The organism is Mycobacterium sp. MOTT36Y (assembly GCF_000262165.1).
In the GTDB taxonomy this organism is placed as follows: Bacteria; Actinomycetota; Actinomycetes; order Mycobacteriales; family Mycobacteriaceae; genus Mycobacterium; species Mycobacterium intracellulare.
Genome location: NC_017904.1, coordinates 5,108,233 through 5,124,500 on the forward strand (window position 1 = coordinate 5,108,233; position 16,268 = coordinate 5,124,500).

A 16,268-nucleotide genomic window follows, 5' to 3' on the forward strand; every position below is an offset into this window, starting at 1 on the left:
CCACACACGCCATTTCGGGTTATGGCGTCCCCAGAGGCGTCGAGATCGGCTTGGCCGCACGCATTTTCGGCCTCTGCGGCTCCTTCTGCTAGCCCGGTGACTCCGACGCGCCGCGCATCCGCGCGCACGTCGGCCTCGCCTTTCGTGGGTGCGGCGTCGTACGGTGGAGGCATGTCGCGCCATCGTGTGGTCATCATCGGAAGCGGTTTTGGCGGGTTGACCGCGGCAAAGGCGCTCAAACGCGCCCCCAAGGGCACCGAAGTCGAGGTCACCGTGATCTCGAAGACGACAACGCACCTCTTCCAGCCGCTGCTGTATCAGGTGGCCACAGGCATCCTGTCCGAAGGCGACATCGCGCCGACCACCAGACTGATCCTGCGCCGGCAGCGCAACGTCCGGGTGCTGTGGGGCGAAGTCTCCGCCATCGACCTCACCGCCAAGACGGTCACATCGCACCTGATGGGCATGGAGACGGTGACGCCCTACGACAGCCTGATCGTGGCCGCCGGCGCACAGCAGTCCTACTTCGGCCACGACGAGTACGCCGCCTTCGCGCCCGGGATGAAGAGCATCGACGACGCCCTGGAGCTGCGCGGCCGCATCCTCGGCGCCTTCGAGGCCGCGGAGGTCGCCACCGACCCGGCCGAGCGCAAACGCCGCCTGACCTTCGTGGTGGTCGGCGCCGGGCCCACCGGCGTCGAGCTGGCCGGCGAGATCGTCCAGCTGGCCGAGCGCACCCTGGCCGGCGCGTTCCGGACGATCACCCCCAGCGAATGCCGGGTCATCCTGCTCGACGCGGCGCCCGCGGTGTTGCCGCCGATGGGCACCAAGCTGGGCCTCAAGGCCCAGCGGCGGCTGGAAAAGATGGACGTCGAGGTCCAGCTCAACGCGATGGTGACCGCGGTCGACTACATGGGCATCACGATCAAGGAGAAGGACGGCGGCGAGCGCCGCATCGAATGCGCGTGCAAGGTGTGGGCGGCCGGCGTGCAGGCCAGCTCGCTGGGCGCGATGCTCGCCGAACAGTCCGACGGAACCGAAACCGACCGCGCCGGAAGGGTGATCGTCGAACCCGACCTCACCGTCAAAGGGCACCCGTACGTGTTCGTCGTCGGCGACCTGATGTCGGTGCCCGGCGTGCCCGGGATGGCGCAGGGCGCGATCCAGGGCGCGAAATACGCCGCCACCGTCATCAAGCACGCGCTCAAGGGTGAGGACAATCCCGCCGACCGCAAGCCCTTCCGGTACGTGAACAAGGGCAGCATGGCGCTCATCTCCCGCTACAGTGCCGTCGCGCAGGTCGGCAAGGTGGAATTCGCCGGGTTCTTCGCCTGGCTGGCGTGGCTGGTGCTGCACCTGTACTACCTCATCGGCCACCGGAACCGACTGGCCGCCATGTTCGCCTGGGGGATCTCGTTCCTGGGCCGCACCCGCGGCCAGATGGCCATCACCAGCCAGATGATCTACGCCCGGCCGCTGGTGAACTGGGTGGAGCAGCAGGCCGCCGAAGGCACGCTCGCGGCCGCCGAGCGCGCCGAGACGGCCGAGCAGAAGGCGGCCGGCTAGCTCAGGGCCCGATCGATGTCGGCGATCAGGTCGTCGGTGCCTTCCAGGCCGACGGAGATGCGGACCACGCCGTCGCCGAGCCCGATCGCCGCGCGGCCCTCCGGGCCCATCGCCCGGTGAGTGGTGGTCGCGGGATGTGTGACAAGGGATTTGGCGTCGCCGAGGTTGTTGGAGATGTCGATCAGCGTCAACTTGTCCAGCACCTCGAAGGCCCGCTGTTTGGCCCTGCTGTCCGGGCAGTCGAGCGCGAAGGTGATCACCGTTCCGCCGCCCGACATCTGGCGCTTGGCCAGGTCGTATTGCGGGTGTGAGGACAGATAGGGGTAGCGCACCCAGCTCACCGCCGGATGGGTCTCGAGGAATTCGGCGATCCGGTACGCCGAGGAATTGCTGTGCTCGACCCGGATGGCCATCGTCTCAAGGCCTTTCAGCAACACCCAGGCGTTGAACGCGCTCATCGCCGGGCCGGTGTGCCGCATCAGTTTCTGCACCGGGCCGTCGATGTACTCCTTGTCGCCGAGGATGGCCCCGCCAAGCACCCGGCCCTGGCCGTCGATGTGCTTGGTGCCCGAGTACACCACCACGTCGACGCCGAGCGGGACGCCCTGCTGCAGCAGCGGTGTGGCGAAAACGTTGTCCAGCACCACCTTTGCGCCCGCGGCGTGGGCCAGCTCGGTCACCGCGGCGATGTCCACCAGCGACTGCATCGGATTCGACGGGGTTTCGAAGAACACCGCCGTGGTGGGCACCGACAACGCCTGTTCCCACTGGGACAGGTCGTCGCCGTCGACGAAGACGGTTTCGACACCCCAGCGCGGCAGGATCTCGTTGCACACCACGAAACACGAGCCGAACAGGCTGCGCGACGCGACCAACCGGTCCCCCGCGCCCAGCAGCGCGCCCAGTGACGTGAACACCGCCGCCATGCCGCTCGCGGTGGCAAACGCCGCCGGTGCGCCTTCGAGCAGGCGCAGCCGCTCCTCGAACATCGTCACGGTCGGGTTGCCGTACCGCGAGTAGACGAAGCGGTCGACCTCGCCGGTGAACGACTGCTCGGCGACCGCCGCGGTTTCGTAGACGTAGCCCGACGTCAGGTACAGCGCCTCGGCGGTCTCGTCGAACCCCGAGCGCAGCAGCCCACCGCGCACGCCGATGGTCGCCTGGCTGACGCCTTCGGGCAACGGTGCGGGAGTGCGAACCGAGTCGTGATCGGCGGGCGTCATGCCCGGATCAACCTTGCTTCCAAGGCAATCCGATCGCCCGCCAGCCCGACTCGCCGCGATGACCGTTGGCGTCCAGCTGGCCCTCGAAGCCGTCCAGGATGTTGTAGGCCGGCGTGATGCCCAGCTGGGTCGCCACCTCGGCGGCGCCGATGGAGCGGTTTCCGGAGCGACACAAAAACAGCACCGGGCGATCCGCGTCGGTTTCGGCCGGCGCCACCTGCTCGCGCAGCTGGTCGGCGAAGTTCGCGTTGGGCCTGCCGTCGGAGGAATTCCACTCGAGGAACAGCACCTCGCGGCCGAGGCTGGACAGATCGGGCACCCCGACGAATCGCCATTCGGCGTCGGTGCGCACGTCGACCAGCACGGCGTTCGGATTGTCGCTGAGCAGTTTCCATGCCTCCAGGGGCGAGATGTCGCCCGCGTAGGAGTGTCCGCGCTCTGTGCTCATGCTCGTATTCCCTCGTCCTTCGTACGCATCGTCAGCCACCCCGGCGAGATTGCCCCCCGCGCGGCGCTACCTGACCTGCGATCGTATCGAGACCGGCGCCGCGCGCATCTCGGGGCTCAGCCGCGGGGCGCCGGGGCGGCCAGCCGTTCGGCGGCCTGGCCGGCGCGCTCGCGGGCCGCCGTCACCTCCGGCGCGGTCGCCAACGCCCGGAACCCGCTCCCGGAGACGCGCAGGTCGCTCTCCGGCACGCTCAGCGCGCCGATCAACGCGGCGGGGTCATGGGGATCGGCCGGGCCCGCCACCCGGGCGGCGGCCGGCGACACCATCATGGTGTCCACCGGCAGGCCCAGGATGGTGCGGGCCTGCAGCTCGAACGCCGAAAGTCGCTGGCTGCGCAGGGTCACCCAGGCGCTGTCGGCCGGGCGCGACGTGACGTCGGCGAAGTACACCTCGTCGCCGTTGACCATCAATTCGACCCCGAACACGCCGCGCCCGCCCAGCGCCTTGACGATCCGCGCGGCGATCGACCTCGCGGCGTCCGTCGCGGCCGCGCTCATCTTCTGGGGCTGCCAGGATTCCAGCACCTGCCCGTCGGACCCGCGGTGCCCGATGGGTGAGCAGAATTCGATGGCCGGCCCCGACGGGCCCTCGCTGCGGACCGCCAGCAGGGTCACGTAGAACTCGACCTCGACCACGGTTTCGGCCAGCACCCGGGCGGAGGACTGGTCGCCCACCGCGCGGCGCCAGGCGGGTTCGATGTCCTCGCGGCGCGCCACCACCGACTGCCGCTGCCCGGTCGGCCCGGCCACCGGCTTGACCAGCAGCGGGTACCCGGCGTGCGCGCCGACCGCCTCGAGTTCGCCCAGCGATCCGACGAACCAGAACGGCGCGGTGGGCAGCCCCAGCTCGTCGGCGGCCAGCCGGCGCAGCCCTTCGCGGTCGGCGGTGAGCCGCACGGCGCGGGCGCTGGGCACCAGCTCGCCGTCGAGGGCGTCGAGGGCCCCGGTGGCGACCGCGTCGGTGGTGGTGACGACGAGGGTGGGTTGCAGCCGCCCGATCGCCTGCGCCAGCTCGTCGGCGTCGGTCATGTCGAGCACCAGCGCCTGGTCGGCGACCCCGTGCGCGGGCGCGTGGGGGTACCGGTCGGCGGCGATCACCCGGGCCCCGAGGCGTCCCAGGGCGATCGCCAGCTCCCGGCTGATCTCGCCGGAACCCAGCAGCAGCACCGTCGGGCGCGCGTCGGCGGGGGCCGGTGGGGGCACGACGAGCGCCGTCGTCTCGTCGTCGCGTCCGTCCGTCACGCCGTCAGTCACGGCTCAAGGATAGGTCGGTTCGGCGAGTGCTAGGGCTGACTGCCCGGCTCCTCAGCGGCGCGGTGGCACCGCGCCGCATCGTCGCCGCGCTAGGGCTGACTGCCCGGCTCCTCAGCGGCGCCACCGCGCCGCATCGTCGCCGCGCTAGGGCTGGCCGGGAAGCAACCGCACCATCAGGCCGTTGCCCTCGGCCAGCACGGTCTGGTCCTCGTCGACCAATTCGGCGGAGACGAACGCCTTGCGGCCCTCGGTGCCGGTGACGCGGCCACGCACCAGCAGCGGCACGTCGATCGGGGTGACCTTGCGGTAGTCGACGTGCAGGAACGCCGTGCGGCTGATGGGCCGGTTGGCGGCGTGGGAGATCATGCCGAACATGTGGTCGAACAGCAGCGGCAGCACGCCGCCGTGCACCGCGTGGTTGCCGCCGACGTGGAACCGGCTGAAGTGGCCGGTCATTTCGACGCCCTCGGGGTCGTACCGCGTCAGGACCCACGGCGGCAGCAGCAGGCTGCCCATGCCCGGCAGGTCGGGGGTGCGGCCCGCGGGCGCCTGGCCCTCGGCCTCGGCCTGAAACGGCCCCAGCAGCTCGGTCAGCGCCGCGACCCGGTCGGCGGCGTCGTCCCAGACGTCGTCACCCGGGTCGGCCGACACGGCGAGGTCCTGCAGCCGGCGCATCGAGGCGACGAACCGGGCGAAGCCGGGACCGGGGCTGGCGGGCCCGTACTCCGGGAAGCCGCCGTGGTGTTCGTATTCGGGATCGAGGTCGATCGGGTTCGGTTCCGGGTCCGTCACGCGCGGGCCGCCAGGACGTCGCGGCGCACGATGGTCTGTTCGCGCCCGGGTCCCACACCGATGCACGAAACATGGGCTCCCGCAAGCTCTTCGAGCCGAAGCACGTAGTCGCGGGCCTTGGCGGGCAGGTCGTCGAACTCGCGGGCGTGCGAAATGTCCTCCCACCAGCCGGGCAGCTCCTCGTAGATCGGCTCGGCGCGGTGCAAATCGCTTTGGGTCATCGGCATCTCGTGGATGCGTGCCCCGTCGATCTGGTAGCCGACGCACACGGGAACGGTTTCCAGGCTGGACAGCACGTCGAGCTTGGTCAGGAAGTAGTCGGTGATGCCGTTGACCCGGGTGGCGTAGCGGGCGATGACGGCGTCGAACCAGCCGCACCGCCGGCGCCGCCCGGTGGTGACGCCGAATTCGCCCCCGGTCTTGGACAGGTATTCGCCGTTCTCATCGAACAACTCGGTGGGGAACGGGCCGGAGCCCACGCGGGTGGTGTAGGCCTTGAGGATGCCCAGCACCGCGGTGATCCGCGTCGGCCCGATTCCCGAACCCACCGCCGCCCCGCCCGCCGTCGGATTCGACGACGTCACATAGGGATACGTGCCGTGGTCGACGTCGAGCAGGGTGCCCTGCGAACCCTCCAGCAACACGGTTTCGCCGGACTCCAGCGCGGTGTTGAGCAACAGCCGGGTGTCGGCGATGCGGTGCGCGAAACCCTCCGCCTGCTCGAGCAGGGCCTCGACCACCTGGTGCGGGTCGAGCGCCTTGCGGTTGTAGATCTTGACCAAGATCTGGTTCTTCAGCTCCAGCGCGGCCTCGACCTTGTGGGTCAACACGTCCCGGTCGAGCACGTCCGCGACGCGGATTCCGATCCGGGCGATCTTGTCCTGGTAGCAGGGCCCGATGCCGCGGCCGGTGGTGCCGATCTTCTTGTTGCCCATGTAGCGCTCGGTGACCTTGTCGATGGCCACGTGGTAGGGCAACAGCAGGTGCGCGTCGGCGGAGATCAGCAGCCTCGAGGTGTCGACGCCGCGGTCTTCGAGGCCTTTGAGCTCGTCGAGCAGCACGCCGGGGTCGATCACCACACCGTTGCCGATGACGTTGGTGACGCCGGGCGTAAGCACGCCCGACGGGATCAGGTGCAGGGCGAAGTTCTCCCCCGTCGGCAAGACGACCGTGTGCCCGGCGTTGTTGCCACCCTGGTAGCGCACCACCCACTGCACCCGCCCACCCAGCAGGTCGGTGGCCTTACCTTTGCCCTCGTCGCCCCACTGGGCGCCGATCAGGACGATTGCCGGCATGAGTTTGCTCCCGCCTGCCTACTGTGGTTCTGCTGGCAGAACGCCAGATCTTGCACCGCTGCAACGGTTTTCGACATCGCCCGATGGCTCGCACTGCCGTCGGGTGACGGCGCCTCGGTTGGCCGCGTCGTGACCGTGCGCGTAGCTGCACGCGTCTTTGCTTGCCGCGCTCACGTGGCGATCCTAGACGTCGGGCCTCGCATGGTGCTCAGGGGCTTGCCGCCAGCGGCGGCTTCGCCGCGCACACGCCGTTGCGCGACGGCGCGTCCAGCATCAGGCACAGGCCGTTGGCGTCACGGTCGTATCGCTTGGCCGCCCAACCGGGCCACGCCGGTTTCCCGTTCCAGCTGACCAGCGTCCAGCCATCGTGGGGATTGCCCTGGATCTCGACGATGCCGGTGTTGGGCAGCGGGTCGAAAAGCAGGAGCAACTGTTCGGGGTTTCTGACGGTCGTCATCGTCCCGATGCCTATGTCGAATTCGCTGGAGAACGCGACCTCTCTGATCCTGCCGTCGGACGCGCGGACCGGGTTGGCCAACGCGCTGCCGTACATCCTTGCGAGCATGTCGTTGAAGCCGCTCGCGGTCGTCGCCGCGTTGCCGGACATCGTCTGGAGCGCGCCGCTGAAACGCCTGTGGAACTCGTACCCGTTGGGGTCGGCCGAGCCCGGCGCGAGCATCGGCACGACGCGCAGCCCGAGCAACCACGCGACCGGTGCCAGCAGGTACGCCAGCCCCGCCAGGCTGAACTGCGGCATCCCGTTGAAGATGCCCGCGTCGATCTCGTTGAGCCCGGGCAGCACCTGGACATTCATCCCCAGCGCCGCCGCCAACGGCGCCGCGGTCTGCTGCGTCCTGATCAACTGCGACGCGAAGATCGCGGCGACCGGGCCCTTCGCCGCGAGCACATTGGCGACGTCCTGCGCCTGTTGTTGGCCAAGCGCGGTGAGCGCGGCCCCGGGCACCGCCGTATCGATCACCCTCGCGGCGTTGGCCACCGACTGCCCGTGGCGCACCAAATCGATCACGATCGACTCGTCGGCCGACGCCCGCGCCGATGCGAGGCACAGCAGCACGGCCGAAAGCAGCACGGCGCCAACGCGACCGAGGTGCGTCGTCAGCAACGGAGGCGGGCGGGGCCGGCGCCGTACCCGAGCGGCGCGGGCCGCACGGCGGAGACAATGGCGGTGAGGCGGCGAATGGTCGTTCTCCGTTCTCTCAGCCACTCGTTGGCGGGATTCCGCACAACGTAGGCCCGGTGGCAGGAGTAAAGTATCCGGGTGTTTCCAGGCGGCGCCGCAACAACTTTCGCAGTCCGACACCATGTTGTGACTGTGTCGTTATGGCCCATTGATCGAGCCAGAGTCGTTGGAAGTCAAACAGATTGGACCAGCTTGATTGGATAGCTTGTGACACAAGACGATCCGGCCGCCGCGGTCCTGCTGTTCACGCACGGGCGGACCTACGGCCCGTTGCGGGGGTTGCGCGCCCACCGCATCGCCGGCGAACCCGACCTCGACGCCGCGATAGGCACCTTCCCGCGCCTGGTCGTGGTGGGCGCCGACGCCGACCTGGCGGCCGTGCTGACCCGGCTGCTGCGCGCGGAGCGGCTCGACGTCGAGGTGGCCTACGTGCCGCGGCGGCGCACCCGGGCGACCCGGATCTATCGCCTGCCCACCGGGCGCCGGGCGGCGCGCCGGGCCGTCCGCGGTTCCGCGCAACGGGTGACGCTGATCCGCGACGAGACCGGCTCGGTGGTCGTCGGGCGCGCCGCCTGGGTACCGCCGGACGGCGAGCGGGTGATCCACGGCGAGGCGGTCGTCGACGACACCACGTTGTTCGACGGCGACGCCGCCGGCGTGCTCGTCGAGCCGACGCTGGCCGCGCCCGGCCTGCGAGCCTCGCTCCAGGGGCGCTGGCGCCGGTGGGTCACCGGCCGCGCGGCCCAGCTGGGCAGCACGGGCGTCGTCGTGCTGCGCGACGGCGTCCCCGCCCCCCGGCCCGGCCGCCGCTCGGCGTTCTACCGCAACATCGAGGGCTGGCTGCTGGTCCGATAGTTTCGTGCGGTGAGCTTCCCCTCGCCCCAACGCGAATCGGTCCGGCCGAGCCCGATCTTTTTGGCCCTGCTCGGGTTGACGGCGGTCGGTGGTGGACTGGCCTGGCAGGCCGGCTACAGCGCGCGGCCGCTGGCCTATGTCGGGGTGTTCATCTTCGTGATCGCCGGCTGGCTGGTGTCGCTGTGCCTGCACGAGTTCGGGCACGCGGTCACCGCCTGGCGGTTCGGCGATCACGACGCGGCCGTGCGCGGGTACCTGACGCTGGATCCCCGCCGCTACGCCCATCCGGCGCTGTCGCTCGTGCTGCCGTTGGTGATCGTCGCGCTGGGCGGGATCGGCCTGCCCGGGGCGGCGGTCTACGTGCGGACGTGGTTCATGACGCCGGCCCGTCGCACGCTGGTCAGCCTGGCCGGGCCGGCGGCCAACCTGGCGCTGGCGGCGCTGTTGCTGGCGCTGATCCGGTTGTTCTTCGACCCGACGCACGTGGTGCTGTGGGCCGCGGTGGCGTTCCTGGGATTCCTTCAGCTCACCGCCGTCGTGCTGAACCTGCTGCCCATCCCCGGGCTGGACGGCTACGACGCCCTGGAACCGCACCTGAGCCCCGAGACGCAGCGCGCGCTGGCCCCGGCCAAGCAGTGGGGCTTCGTCATCCTGCTGTTCCTGCTCCTGGCGCCGGTGCTCAACCACTGGTTCTTCGGGATCGTGTTGTCGCTGTTCGACCTGTCCGGCGTGCCGGACGTGCTGGTGAGCTGGGGCAACGGGCTGACCCGCTTCTGGAGCCGCTGGTTCTGACCCTTGCCATATATGCGTCGTCACGCATATATTTCCCGGCATGGGCGCCGGCCACAACCACACCCCGGCCGAGACGGACGACGCTCGGCTGATCCCGCGCATGGTCACCGCCGCGGCGATCCTGGCGGCGTTCTTCGTCGTGGAACTGGCCACCTCGCTGCTGATCAACTCGATCGCGCTGCTGGCCGACGCCGGCCACATGCTGACCGACGTCGTCGCCGTGTTCATGGGGCTGGCCGCCGTCACGCTGGCCCGCCGCGGCAGCTCGTCGCCGGCCCGCACGTATGGCTGGCATCGCGCCGAGGTGTTCACCGCCGTCGCCAACGCGGGCCTGCTGATCGGGGTGGCGGCGTTCATCCTCTACGAGGCCGTCCGGCGGCTCAGCGAGGCGCCCGCCGTCCCAGGCGTGCCGATGATCGTCGTCGCGCTGGCCGGGCTGGCCGCCAACTTCGCCGTCGCGCTGCTGCTGCGGTCCCACTCGTCGGGGAGCCTGGCCGTCAAGGGCGCCTACATGGAGGTCGTCGCCGACACCGTCGGCAGCCTGGGCGTGCTGATCGCCGGCGTGGTCACCGTGACGACGCACTGGCCCTACGCCGACGTGGTGGTTGCCGTGCTCGTCGCGCTCTGGGTGCTGCCCCGGGCGATCGCGCTCGCGCGCGACGCGCTGCGGATCCTTTCCGAGTCGTCGCCGACCCACATCGACGTCGAGGAGCTGCGCCGCGCCCTCGCCGCCGTCGACGGCGTGACGGGGGTGCACGACCTGCACGTGTGGACGCTGTCGCCGGGCAAAGACATGTGCACGGCGCACCTGACCAGCACCGGGGACCCCGCCCGGGTCCTGCATGACGCGCGGGCGGTGCTATCGGCCCGCGGGCTGGAACACGCCACCGTTCAGATCGACTGCCCCGACGACACCGATTGCTCGGAGAGCTTTTAAGGCGTTACAGCCCAAGCGCTTTGCGCGCCTCGGGGTCGCAGTCGTCGAGCAGGTCCAGGCACCGTGCGTACTCGTCGGTTTCGCCGATCGCGTCGGCGGCGCGCGCCAGCGCGGCCACACAGCGCAGGAAGCCGCGGTTGGGCTCGTGCGAATACGGGACGGGGCCAAAACCCTTCCAGCCGTTGCGGCGCAGCTGGTCCAGGCCGCGGTGATAGCCGGTGCGGGCGTACGCGTACGCGGTGATGGCCTGGTCGTCGACCAGCGCCTGCTCGGCCAGCGCCGCCCAGGCCAGCGACGCCGTCGGATGCGCGGCGGCGACGATGCCCGGCTTCTCGCCGGCCAGCAGCTCCGCCTCGGTGTCGGGGTCCCCGGGCAGCAGGATCGGGTCGGGCCCTAGCAGATCCTTCATCGGCGTCATGGCTCTATTCTGCAGCTCGCCCGTTTTGCCCGCGGGACGCACCTCGGCCATCGCCCCGGGCCGGGGTCTCGGTCGCTAAGCTCTGCAACTACCCCACTCGACAGCGGGAGGACAGTAGTACTCATGCCCAACCCATCCGAGCCCGACCGCGGCGGCCCGCCGAACCGGCCCGGGTTCGACCCACGCGAGTCTCGCAACGATCCGAGCGACGAGTGGGGGGCCGAATCCGGCCCCGACGGCGGCTTCGAGACCGGTGACGACGCCACCGAGAGCGTGCCCATGGTCCCCAACGACGCCGAGACCGAGACCGTGGTGATCAACAAACCCGACCCGCACAGCGGTCCCCAGGAAGTGCCGGAGGCACCGCAGCGCGAGCGTCGCTTCACCGCCCCGGGGTTTGACGCGAAAGAAACCACGATCATCTCCACCACCCCGGAGCCCGCCACCGAGGTCTTCGCCACGCCGGGACAGGACGGGACCGCGCAGTTCGGGGCCCCGCCCAAAGCCGCTGTCCCGCAATCGATCCCACCCCGGCTCGGCGGGAAGCTGCGCACCTCCAGGCAATTCAACTGGGGGTGGATACTGGCGATCGTCGTGATCGTGCTGGCGCTGGCGGCGATCGCGATCCTGGGCACAGTGCTGCTCACCCGGGGTAAACACACCGGCGTCTCGCAGGAAGACCAGGTCCGGCACACGATCGGCAACTTCGACGTCGCGATTCAGCGGGGCGACCTGACCACGCTGCGCACCATCACCTGCGGCACCACCCGCGACGGCTACGCCGATTACGACGAACGTTCCTGGGACGAAACGTACCGGCGGGTCTCGGCGGCCAAGCAGTATCCGGTGATCGCCAGCATCGACCAGGTCGTCGTCAACGGCCAGCACGCCGAGGCCAACGTCACCACGTTCATGGCCTACGACCCGCAGGTGCGCTCCACCCGCAGCCTGGACCTGCAGTACCGCGACGACCAGTGGAAGATCTGCCAGTCCGCCAGCGGGTGACCCGCTAGCCCGCCCCCTGCCCGCCGACCGTGGAGTTGTTGCGCGAAACGGGCCGGATTCAGCCCCAGAAGTCGACGCTCGACGGGGTCAGGCGATCGACTTTCCGGCGCAGTGCAGGTCCGTGCACGCCTGGACCACCCGCTCCGACATCGACGCCTCGGCCTTCTTGAGGTAGCTGCGGGGGTCGTAGGCCTTCTTGGCCCCGACGTCGCCGTCGACCTTCAGCACGCCGTCGTAGTTGGTGAACATGTGGCCGGCGATCGGGCGGGTGAACGCGTACTGCGTGTCGGTGTCGACGTTCATCTTCACCACGCCGTAGCGCAGGGCCTCCTCGATCTCCGACTTCTCGGATCCGGAGCCGCCGTGGAAGACGAAGTCGAACGGTTTCGTGTCGTCGGGCAACCCGAGCTTGGCCGCCGCCACCTTCTGGCCCTGGGCCAGGATGTCGGGGCGCAGCTTGACGTTGCCGGGCTTGTACACGCCGTGCACGTTGCCGAACGTGGCGGCCAGCAGATACTTGCCGTGCTCGCCGTGGCCCAGCGCGTCGATGGTCTTCTCGAAGTCCTCCGGCGTGGTGTAGAGCTTGTCGTTGATCTCGTTGGCGACGCCGTCCTCTTCCCCGCCCACCACGCCGATCTCGATCTCGAGGATGATCTTGGCGGCCGACGCCTCGGTGAGTAGTTGCCGGGCGATCGCCAGGTTCTCGTCGATCGGCACCGCCGACCCGTCCCACATGTGTGATCCGAACAACGGCGCGCCGCCCGCGCTGACCCGGTCGGCCGAGATCGACAGCAGCGGGCGGACGTAGGTGTCCAGCTTGTCTTTGGGGCAATGGTCGGTGTGGAGCGCGACGTTGATCGGGTACCTGGCCGCGATGGATCGGGTGAACTCGGCCAGCGCCACCGCCCCGGCGACCATGTCCTTGACTCCGAGGCCGGACGCGAATTCGGCTCCGCCGGTGGAGAATTGGATGATTCCGTCGCTGCCGGCATCGGCGAAGCCCTTGAGGGCGGCGTTCACCGTCTCCGACGAGGTGCAGTTGATCGCGGGGAAGGCGTACGAGTGCTCCTTGGCGCGGCGCAGCATCTCGGCGTAGACCTCGGGCGTGGCGATGGGCATGGCAACTCCCTTCTGCCCCTTCTGCGGCCGGGTCCACCCAGTATCGTCCAGGTCGGCGGGCGGCTCACCGCGGGCCGGTATGTTGATGGATCATGAGTACCGCCGTGACGGCCCTGCCCGCCATCCTCGACCCGATGTATTGGCTGGGCGCCGACGGCGTCTTCGGGTCGGCGGTGCTGCCCGGGATCCTGGTCATCGTCTTCATCGAGACCGGGCTGCTGTTCCCGTTGCTGCCCGGCGAGTCGCTGCTGTTCACCGGCGGCCTGCTGGCCGCGCATCCGCACCCACCGGTCAGCATCTGGGTGCTGGCGCCGTGCGTCGCCACGGTCGCGGTCCTGGGCGATCAGACCGGATATTTCATCGGGCGGCGGATCGGGCCCGCGCTGTTCAAGAAGGAAGACTCGCGGTTCTTCAAGAAGCACTACGTGACCGAGTCACACGCGTTCTTCGAGAAGTACGGGCCCTGGGCGATCATCCTGGCCCGGTTCGCGCCGTTCGTGCGGACGTTCGTCCCGGTGATCGCCGGGGTGTCCTACATGCGCTATCCGCTGTTCTTGGGGTTCGACATCGTCGGCGGCATCGCCTGGGGCGGCGGCGCGACCCTCGCGGGCTACTTCTTGGGCAACGTGCCGTTCGTGCACCACAACCTGGAAAAGATCATCCTCGCCATCCTGTTCGTGTCGATGATCCCGGCGTTCGTCGCTGCCTGGCGCGGCTATCGGGGCCGCCGCCGCGCGACGGAGACCGCCGCCCGGGAACCCGAGAAGCTGCCGGCCTCCGAGTAGCGGGCCGCGCGCGGCTCAGACCGCGACGGTGAAATCGCAGCCGGTCTTGGCGCGGACGTCCTCGACCGTCACCCCGGGATGCAGTTCCGTGAGCACCAGCCCCTGCCCCGGCTCGACGTCGAAGACGCACAGGTTGGTGATGATCATGTCGACCACGCCCTTGCCGGTCAGCGGCAACGTGCATTGCTTGAGGATTTTCGGGCTGCCGTCTTTCGCGGTGTGGTCCATGACGACGATCACCCGCTTGACACCCGACACGAGATCCATTGCGCCGCCAGGCCCTTTGACCATCTTGCCGGGCACCATCCAGTTGGCCAGGTCGCCGTTCTCGGCCACCTCGAGCGCGCCCAGGATCGACAGGTCGATGTGGCCGCCGCGGATCATCGCGAAGGAGTCGGCGCTGCTGAAAAAGCTGGAGCCGGGCAGGCTCGTGATGGTCTGCTTGCCGGCGTTGATGAGATCGGGGTCCACGCTGTCCTCGCTCGGGTAGGCCCCGATGCCGAGCAAGCCGTTCTCCGACTGCAGCGTGACGTTGATGTCGTCGGGAATGAAGTTGGCCACCAACGTCGGGATGCCGATGCCCAGGTTCACGTAGTAGCCGTCGCGCAATTCGCGGGCCGCGCGCTGGGCCATGAGCTCGCGAATGGGGCTGTCGTTCTTCAGCGCTGCGCCGCCGCTGGTGGTGCGGAACTCGATGCGCTTCTCGTAGCCGATGCCCTCGATGATGCGGTCCACGTAGATGCCGGGGGTGTGGATCAGGTCCGGATCCAGCTCGCCGACCTCGACCAGCTCCTCGACTTCGGCCACCGTGACCGCGGCGCAGGTGGCGATCATGGGGTTGAAATTGCGCGCCGTCTTGCGGTAGACGAGGTTGCCGGTCGTGTCACCCTTCCACGCCTTGACGAGCGCCACGTCCGCCCGGATGCCTTCTTCCAGAACGTATTCCGTACCGTCGAAGACCCGGGTGTCCTTGCCCTCGGCGAGATTGGTGCCGTAGGCCGTGCGCGTGTAGAAGCCGGGAATCCCGGCGCCGCCGGCCCGCAGCTTCTCCGCCAGCGTGCCCTGGGGCGTGAGCGCGAGGTCGAGCTCGCCGGCCAGCACCTGCCGCTCGAACTCCTTGTTCTCCCCCACATAGGAGGCGATCACCTTCTTCACCTGCCTGCCCTTGAGCAGCAGGCCCATGCCGAAATCGTCTACGCCGGCGTTGTTTCCGACGATGGTGAGGTCCTTGATGCCGCTGTCCACCAGGGCCCGGATCAGCTTCTCCGGGATGCCGCACAGGCCGAAGCCGCCGGCGGCGATGGTGATGCCGTCCTTCAGCAGGCCGTGCAGCGCCGACTCCGCGTCGGGGTGGACTTTCTTCACAGGGCGCTCCTGTCCTCGTGCGACGATTCGGCGGAGACGTTACAGGCGGCCTCCATGAGCATCCACCCCGACAGCTGCACCGACAGGTCCCGCTCGGCGACCTCGGACGCCATCACCGCGCCCTCGACGAACTCAGCCTCTTTGCCGCCCGCGGTGGGCACCTGGGCGTCGCGGTCCCAGAACGGGCCGAACACCGGCAGCCCGTCCACCGTCTGGCGGTAGTCCCACGCCGACTTCGCGCTGGCCAGCACGATCTGGCGGGCGGTATCGCGGGCCATCGCGTCCTCCGGCGAATCCCCCGGCAGCGTGGTCGCCACCAGCGCCAGGTAGCGGGCGGTCACGCCGGCGAACAGGCCGCCGTCGCCGCCGCCGGCGCCGACCAGCACGCCCGCCGGGGCCATGTGCTCGCGCACGGCCGCGACCAGCCGATGCACCCGCGCGGCGTGCCGGGCCCTCACCTCGGCCCCGGCGCGGGCGGCCAGCTCGGTCTCGAGCCCCAGCACCACGCCCTGGCAGTAGGTGTACTGCGCGCGCACCAGCGACCCCGCCTTGATGCCGTCGAACACCAGGTGCGTCTCGGGGTCGATGAGCGTCGCCTCGATCCAATTCGCCATCTGCTCGGCACGTTTCAGGTGATCGCCGTACCGGGCGAGGAAGATCCCCGCGGGGCCGTTGGCCGGGGCGTTGAAGAACTTGTCCTGCTTGCGCCACGGGATGCCGCCGCCGTCCTCCGGCGACCACGCCGTCAGGAATTGGTTCGCCAGCTTGGGCAACGCTTTTCGGCGCTCGACGCTGGCGATGCGCGCGGCACGTTCGAGCGCCAGCGCCAGCCAGGCCATGTCGTCGTAGTAGTTGTTGATCCACGAGAAGTTGTTGCGCAGCCGGTGCGAACGGACCTGCCGGTTGATCTCGGTGTGCCGGTGGGGCTGCGGATCGCGCTGCTGGGCGTCGATGAGGCAGTCCAGCAGATGCGCCTGCCACCAGTAGTGCCAGGTCCCGAACAGCCGGTCTTTGCGCTGCGCCGGCCAGGCCACCACCCCGAGCTGTGTGGCGGGTAGACCCCACAGCCGCTTCAGGTGCCGTTGTGTGACAGCGGCTTCGCAGCTGGCCGCCCGGTTGGCCCATAGCTGATCCATACCTGCCGATCCTGCCGC

General features: G+C 69.5%; 16 protein-coding genes. 6 read left to right on the plus strand and 10 right to left on the minus strand.

The genetic code is table 11. The annotated features are described in order from the left end of the window. Window positions 1–171: 171 nt before the first annotated feature. A complete protein-coding gene (locus W7S_RS23400; protein WP_009952488.1) occupies window positions 172–1,566 on the plus strand; it encodes an NAD(P)/FAD-dependent oxidoreductase in 1,395 nt (464 codons plus the stop codon). Here the strand turns inward: W7S_RS23400 and W7S_RS23405 are convergent. The 6 genes from W7S_RS23405 to W7S_RS23430 form a co-directional block, all read right to left on the minus strand. Beyond that, window positions 1,563–2,789, minus strand: coding sequence for an O-succinylhomoserine sulfhydrylase (locus W7S_RS23405; protein WP_009952489.1), 1,227 nt, complete (start codon window positions 2,787–2,789; stop codon window positions 1,563–1,565). The two genes, W7S_RS23400 and W7S_RS23405, sit on opposite strands and share 4 nt — an antisense overlap. Window positions 2,790–2,796: 7 nt before the next feature. Further along, window positions 2,797–3,237, minus strand: a complete 441-nt coding sequence (locus W7S_RS23410) for a rhodanese-like domain-containing protein (RefSeq protein ID WP_008261475.1) — start codon at window positions 3,235–3,237, stop codon at window positions 2,797–2,799. 116 nt (window positions 3,238–3,353) lie between these two features. Then, window positions 3,354–4,550: a formate-dependent phosphoribosylglycinamide formyltransferase gene (gene purT / locus W7S_RS23415; protein ID WP_014943033.1), complete on the minus strand. Its 1,197-nt coding sequence runs from the start codon at window positions 4,548–4,550 to the stop codon at window positions 3,354–3,356. Window positions 4,551–4,694: 144 nt separating this feature from the next. Then, window positions 4,695–5,342 (minus strand): PaaI family thioesterase, encoded by a 648-nt coding sequence (locus tag W7S_RS23420; protein WP_008261478.1) that lies wholly within the window; start codon window positions 5,340–5,342, stop codon window positions 4,695–4,697. Next, the gene (locus W7S_RS23425) at window positions 5,339–6,637 is read right to left on the minus strand and encodes an adenylosuccinate synthase (RefSeq protein ID WP_008261479.1); all 1,299 of its coding nucleotides are present in this window, start codon (window positions 6,635–6,637) and stop codon (window positions 5,339–5,341) included. Before W7S_RS23425 ends, W7S_RS23420 begins: the two co-directional genes overlap by 4 nt. Before the next feature lie 208 nt (window positions 6,638–6,845). Then, entirely contained in the window at window positions 6,846–7,760 is a 915-nt protein-coding gene (locus W7S_RS23430; protein WP_170320614.1) for a histidine phosphatase family protein, read from the minus strand. Between the two features lie 285 nt (window positions 7,761–8,045). Here W7S_RS23430 and W7S_RS23435 point away from each other — a divergent pair, with 285 nt between their 5' ends. From W7S_RS23435 to W7S_RS23445, 3 genes are read left to right on the plus strand one after another with little or no spacing between them, the layout of a single operon-like run. Then, a complete protein-coding gene (locus W7S_RS23435) occupies window positions 8,046–8,693 on the plus strand; it encodes a hypothetical protein (RefSeq protein ID WP_014712480.1) in 648 nt (215 codons plus the stop codon). A gap of 9 nt (window positions 8,694–8,702) precedes the next feature. Then, window positions 8,703–9,485 carry a site-2 protease family protein gene (locus W7S_RS23440; RefSeq protein ID WP_008261482.1) on the plus strand — a complete coding sequence of 261 codons (783 nt, stop codon included), beginning with the start codon at window positions 8,703–8,705 and terminating at the stop codon, window positions 9,483–9,485. Window positions 9,486–9,525: 40 nt separating this feature from the next. Continuing rightward, entirely contained in the window at window positions 9,526–10,422 is an 897-nt protein-coding gene (locus W7S_RS23445) for a cation diffusion facilitator family transporter (protein ID WP_008261485.1), read from the plus strand. Between the two features lie 4 nt (window positions 10,423–10,426). On the opposite strand, the gene W7S_RS23450 is transcribed toward W7S_RS23445, so the two are convergent. Further along, complete coding sequence (locus W7S_RS23450; protein ID WP_014712481.1) at window positions 10,427–10,840, minus strand: DUF3151 domain-containing protein; 414 nt, start codon at window positions 10,838–10,840, stop codon at window positions 10,427–10,429. Window positions 10,841–10,963: 123 nt separating this feature from the next. Between W7S_RS23450 and W7S_RS23455 the strand changes: the two genes are divergently transcribed. Then, complete coding sequence (locus tag W7S_RS23455) at window positions 10,964–11,845, plus strand: hypothetical protein (RefSeq protein ID WP_008261490.1); 882 nt, start codon at window positions 10,964–10,966, stop codon at window positions 11,843–11,845. Between the two features lie 87 nt (window positions 11,846–11,932). Here the strand turns inward: W7S_RS23455 and fbaA are convergent, their stop codons facing one another. Continuing rightward, window positions 11,933–12,964, minus strand: a complete 1,032-nt coding sequence (gene fbaA / locus W7S_RS23460; protein ID WP_008261492.1) for a class II fructose-bisphosphate aldolase — start codon at window positions 12,962–12,964, stop codon at window positions 11,933–11,935. A 92-nt stretch (window positions 12,965–13,056) separates the two neighbouring features. Between fbaA and W7S_RS23465 the strand changes: the two genes are divergently transcribed. Beyond that, window positions 13,057–13,749, plus strand: a complete 693-nt coding sequence (locus W7S_RS23465) for a DedA family protein (protein ID WP_014712482.1) — start codon at window positions 13,057–13,059, stop codon at window positions 13,747–13,749. A gap of 15 nt (window positions 13,750–13,764) precedes the next feature. Here W7S_RS23465 and W7S_RS27740 read toward each other — a convergent pair whose 3' ends face one another. Then, window positions 13,765–15,114 (minus strand): 3-oxoacid CoA-transferase, encoded by a 1,350-nt coding sequence (locus tag W7S_RS27740; protein WP_008261497.1) that lies wholly within the window; start codon window positions 15,112–15,114, stop codon window positions 13,765–13,767. Continuing rightward, the gene (locus W7S_RS23475; protein WP_008261499.1) at window positions 15,111–16,250 is read right to left on the minus strand and encodes a glycoside hydrolase family 76 protein; all 1,140 of its coding nucleotides are present in this window, start codon (window positions 16,248–16,250) and stop codon (window positions 15,111–15,113) included. The genes W7S_RS27740 and W7S_RS23475 overlap by 4 nt, the downstream gene beginning before the upstream one ends. Window positions 16,251–16,268 lie beyond the last annotated feature (18 nt).